At 68.1% G+C, this 4257-nt stretch carries 3 protein-coding genes and 1 pseudogene; 2 read left to right on the plus strand and 2 right to left on the minus strand.

Annotation, left to right across the window (positions count from 1 at the left end):
* Positions 1-229 (plus strand): annotated as a pseudogene (locus ACFWI9_RS21695) (two-component sensor histidine kinase); the annotation flags it as partial.
* A gap of 43 nt (positions 230-272) precedes the next feature.
* Here ACFWI9_RS21695 and ACFWI9_RS21700 read toward each other — a convergent pair.
* Positions 273-1922 carry an MDR family MFS transporter gene (locus ACFWI9_RS21700; RefSeq protein WP_387164297.1) on the minus strand — a complete coding sequence of 550 codons (1650 nt, stop codon included), beginning with the start codon at positions 1920-1922 and terminating at the stop codon, positions 273-275.
* A gap of 234 nt (positions 1923-2156) precedes the next feature.
* Here ACFWI9_RS21700 and ACFWI9_RS21705 point away from each other — a divergent pair, with 234 nt between their 5' ends.
* Positions 2157-2729, plus strand: a complete 573-nt coding sequence (locus ACFWI9_RS21705; protein WP_387164299.1) for a TetR/AcrR family transcriptional regulator — start codon at positions 2157-2159, stop codon at positions 2727-2729.
* A gap of 33 nt (positions 2730-2762) precedes the next feature.
* Here the strand turns inward: ACFWI9_RS21705 and ACFWI9_RS21710 are convergent, their stop codons facing one another.
* The gene (locus tag ACFWI9_RS21710) at positions 2763-3368 is read right to left on the minus strand and encodes a M23 family metallopeptidase (protein WP_387164301.1); all 606 of its coding nucleotides are present in this window, start codon (positions 3366-3368) and stop codon (positions 2763-2765) included.
* Positions 3369-4257: the final 889 nt, after the last annotated feature.

A 4257-nucleotide genomic window follows, 5' to 3' on the forward strand; every position in this document is an offset into this window, starting at 1 on the left:
CGGGTGCGGTCCCGTGACCTGCGACCGGGGGGTAGTGGGGCACGGAGTGGGTCTGACGATCGGGGCGGGTAACGCCCGCGTGACCGGGGCGCGCCTGACCTTCCGTAACGCCAACCACGATGTGACCGGTCCGGGGGACGGGATCAGCGGAGCGATCGCGGTGCTCTGGCTTCCGGAGCACGCGCCGACGAACAGCGGAAGCTTCGCGCTGCCGCGGCTCGCGGACTGACCGACCGCCCTGTCCCGGGGCTCCGTGAGGATGCCCCGGCGCCTTAGACCGACTTGGCGGCGGCCAGCCCTGCGTCGTCCTCGCCATCACGCGACGTGCCCGCCCCGGAAGCCTCGCCATCACGCGGCGCGGCCTTCTCCGAAGCCTCACCATGGCTCTGCGGCGCGGCCGCTTCGGGCTTCTCAGGCCCCGCGCCCTTCAACGGCACCTCCTTGACGAAGAACGCCGCGAGGAAGCCGATGACGGCGACCGCCGAGCCGAGCAGGAAGGCGTCGTGCGTGCCCGCCGACACCGCGAACTGGTACGCCTCACGCACGTGCTCGGGCAGTTTCGCCAGGCTCGCCGCGTCAAGCTGCGCGGACTGCTGGGTGATCGCGGCGCCGCCACGCGCGGCCATCTCGTCCTCCACCCGCGAGGTGAACAGCGCGCCCATGATCGCGACGCCGAAAGAGGAACCGAGGGTGCGGAACAGGGTTGTGGAGGAGGACGCGACCCCCATGTCCTTCATCTCGACGCTGTTCTGTGCGACCAGCATCGTGACCTGCATCAGGAAGCCCATGCCCGCTCCGAGTACGGCCATGTAGAGACCGGAGGCGAGGCGGGAGGTCCCGGTGTCCATCTGCGCCAGCAGGAACAGACCGACCACCATCAGCACGCCGCCGATGATCGGGAAGATCTTGTACTTCCCGCTGCTGGTGGTGATCCGGCCCGCGACCAGCGAGACGGCCATCATCGAGAGCAGCATCGGCAGCAGGAGCAGCCCGGAGTTGGTCGCCGACGCGCCCTGCACGGACTGCTGGTAGAGCGGCAGGAACAGCACGGCGCCGAACATCACGAAGCCGGTGAGGAATCCGATCACCGACATGAGCGTGAAGTTCCTGCTGCGGAAGATGTGCAGCGGAATGATCGGGGCCTTGGCCTTGGTCTCGGCGAAGAGGAAGCCGACGAGCGACGCGACACCGATCGCGATGAGCTCCATGATGACGGCGCTGTCCCAGGCGTACTCCGTACCGCCCCAGGTCGTGACCAGCACGGTCGAGGTGATGCCGACGGTCAGCAAGGCGGCGCCCAGGTAGTCGATGGGATCGCGGTGCGCGCCGCGCTCACGCTTGGGCAGGTGCAGCACGGTGGTGAGCATGGCGAGTGCGACGGCACCGAGCGGCAGGTTGATGTAGAAGCTCCAGCGCCAGCCCCAGTGGTCGGTGATGCCGCCACCGACCAGCGGGCCGCCGATCATGGCGAGGGCCATGACACCCGCCATCATTCCCTGGTACTTGCCGCGTTCCCGGGGCGGTATCAAGTCGCCGATGATCGCCATGACGCCGACCATCAGTCCGCCGGCCCCCAGGCCCTGCACGGCACGGAAGCCGATGAGCTGGCCCATGTCCTGGGCCATTCCGCTGAGCGCCGAGCCGATCAGGAAGACCACGATCGAGGTGAGGAAGACACCCTTGCGGCCGTACATGTCGCCGAGCTTGCCCCAGATGGGGGTGGAGGCGGCGGTGGCGAGGGTGTAGGCGGTGACGACCCAGGACAGATGCTCAAGGCCACCGAGCTCGCCGACGATGGTGGGCATCGCCGTACCGATGATCATGTTGTCCAGCATCGCGAGGAGCATCGCGATCATGAGGGCGAGCAGGACGACGCGTACGCTGCGCTGCGGCGACCCGTCCGGGGATTCCGCGGCTTCCACGGTTCCCGCACCTTCTACGCCTTCTGCTCCTTCCGCGGCATCCGCGGTTCCTGGCGCGCGCTGTACCGCTACCGCGGTCTTCTCTGGATTCCGTCCTGCCACTGTCTGTCCGCTCCCCCAGGGCACTTACTTGCCGACCGGCTAGTTCACTACACTGTGGGACGGTAGACCCCGAACTAGCCGGGCGTCAAGTAAGTTCATACGTGCGCACAGCCCGCATCCCCAGGAGAGTCCATGGCCACCAGAGGCAACACCCGGCAGCGCATTCAGGACGTCGCCCTGGAACTCTTCGCCGAACAGGGCTACGAGAAGACCTCGCTGCGTGAGATCGCCGAAAAGCTGGAGGTCACGAAGGCGGCGCTGTACTACCACTTCAAGACCAAGGAAGACATCGTCATCAGCCTCTTCCAGGATCTGACCCGCCCGCTCGACGAACTGATCACCTGGGCGGAGGAGCAGCCGGAGCCTCGCGGTCTGGAGATCAAGCAGGAGATCCTGCGCCGCTATCAGGCGGCACTCAGCGGCGCCGCGCCGCTCTTCCGCTTCATGCAGGAGAACCAGGCCACCCTGCGCGAGCTGAGCATCGGAGAGACCTTCAAGGAGCGCATGATCGCCATGTCCCAGCTGCTCCAGGGGCCGGACCTCGCGATGGCCGACCGGGTGCGCTGCGTGAGCGCGCTGTTCACCATGCACGCCGGGATGTTCTTCATGCAGAACGTCGAAGGCGACCCTGAGGAGAAGCGGGAAGCCGTCCTCGAGGTCGCCATCGATCTGATCACCCAGGCCCACCACGGGGCCCGGCCATGAGTCCTGACGTCAGTCCTGCCGTACGCGCACGCGTCAGAGGGTGACGCCCATGGAGCGCAGGAAGCTGGCGGGGTTCAGCGCGGAACCGTAGTTCGGGGTCGTACGGATCTCGAAGTGCAGGTGGGGACCGGACGAGTTGCCGGTGTTGCCCGAGAGCGCGATCCGCTGGCCGGTCTTCACGGCCTGGCCGACGTAGACGTTGACCTTCGACAGGTGGGCGTACTGCGAGTACTTGCCGTTGCCGTGCTTGATCACGATGGCGTTGCCGTACGCGGAACCGTCACCGCCACCGCCGGGACCGGCCTTCACGACGACACCGCCGTTGGCGGCCTTGACCGGGGTACCGGTCGGCACGGCGAAGTCCTGGCCGGAGTGCTTGTGAGACCACATCGCGCCGCCCTGGTTGAAGCTGGCGGACAGGGTGTAACCGTGCACCGGCTTGACCCAGGAGGGAGCCTTCTTCGCGGCCTTCGCCTTCATCTTCGCCTGGGCGGCGACCGGAGCGGTCTTGCCCGTGTCGGCGGCGGCGACACCGGCGCCGGCTCCGACGACCATCACGGCGCTGAGTCCGGCGGCCATGACGGCACCACGGGTACGGAGCACGGACGGGCGGAGACGGTTGATGTTGCGCTTCGACATGCGGGGAGAACCTCCGGGCTGATCGGGCATGAACCGACCCGGCACAGGAGCACCGGGTGCAGAACCTTGGTAACCCGAACCGGCAATCCACCTCAAACCCCCCATCTACGACATCCCGTCGTAGCCGACCCCTCTTGTGAGCGGGACCCTTGACGCCTCCCGGACCCACCCTCCGGGATGTCCGTTTTCTTCTGGATTCACTGGATGACGGGCGGTTTAGCCCCAGGTAAGGGCCCGACAAGGCCGCCCTGCGCACGGGATTTCTGATTTGTCCGTTTCGTTTCGCTCGCGCTCGCAGCCGGACCCGCCCGCGCGGCCCACCGAAAGCCGCGCCACCCCCACTAAGTCCCTTAGTAGGCTCAAATCGCCTGTGCGCCTTGTCACGGCCCGCACGACGCCAATGCGACCTGGGTCACGCGTTTACGGCCTGTCTGCGCGGGGGTAAACGTCCTCGTCGGGCCCGCATGGGATCGCCTGTGGAGCCCACTCCCATCGGCACCCGGGCAGGCCGCAAAGCCGGCTTCCCGCCCCACTCCCGCACCGGAGCCCCTCCTCGCCTGCAGGCTGACCGGTCGCGAGGGTGTGGCGGCGAGCATCCCCCTGCGCTCAGCGGAGACGCCCCCTCGGCCCCGCGCTCGCCGAGATCCTCGCCGACGCCGGGGCGGATCAGTGCCCCGCAGGGGGCCGCGGGCCGGCTGCGGCCCTGAGGCCGGGTTGCGAGGCGCCCTTGCCCCCTACGCACGGCTGAAGCCGCCATGGACGCCTCGCTGGACGCCAGGCGACATGGCACGCCCAGCCCGATGCGTGCCTCCCGAGGCGGCGCAGATCCTGCTCGGCAGCGCCGACCCATCCCACGCAGGTAAAGGGGCTGCCCCGGACCCTCAGGTCC

It is taken from the genome of Streptomyces sp. NPDC127084 (assembly GCF_042724175.1).
Lineage (GTDB): Bacteria > Actinomycetota > Actinomycetes > Streptomycetales > Streptomycetaceae > Streptomyces.

Coding starts and splice junctions, on each gene's coding strand:
- ACFWI9_RS21705 (WP_387164299.1), top strand. CDS start 2,157: ATGGCCACCAGAGGCAACACCCGGCAGCGCATTCAGGACGTCGCCCTG.
- ACFWI9_RS21710 (WP_387164301.1), bottom strand. CDS start 3,368: ATGTCGAAGCGCAACATCAACCGTCTCCGCCCGTCCGTGCTCCGTACC.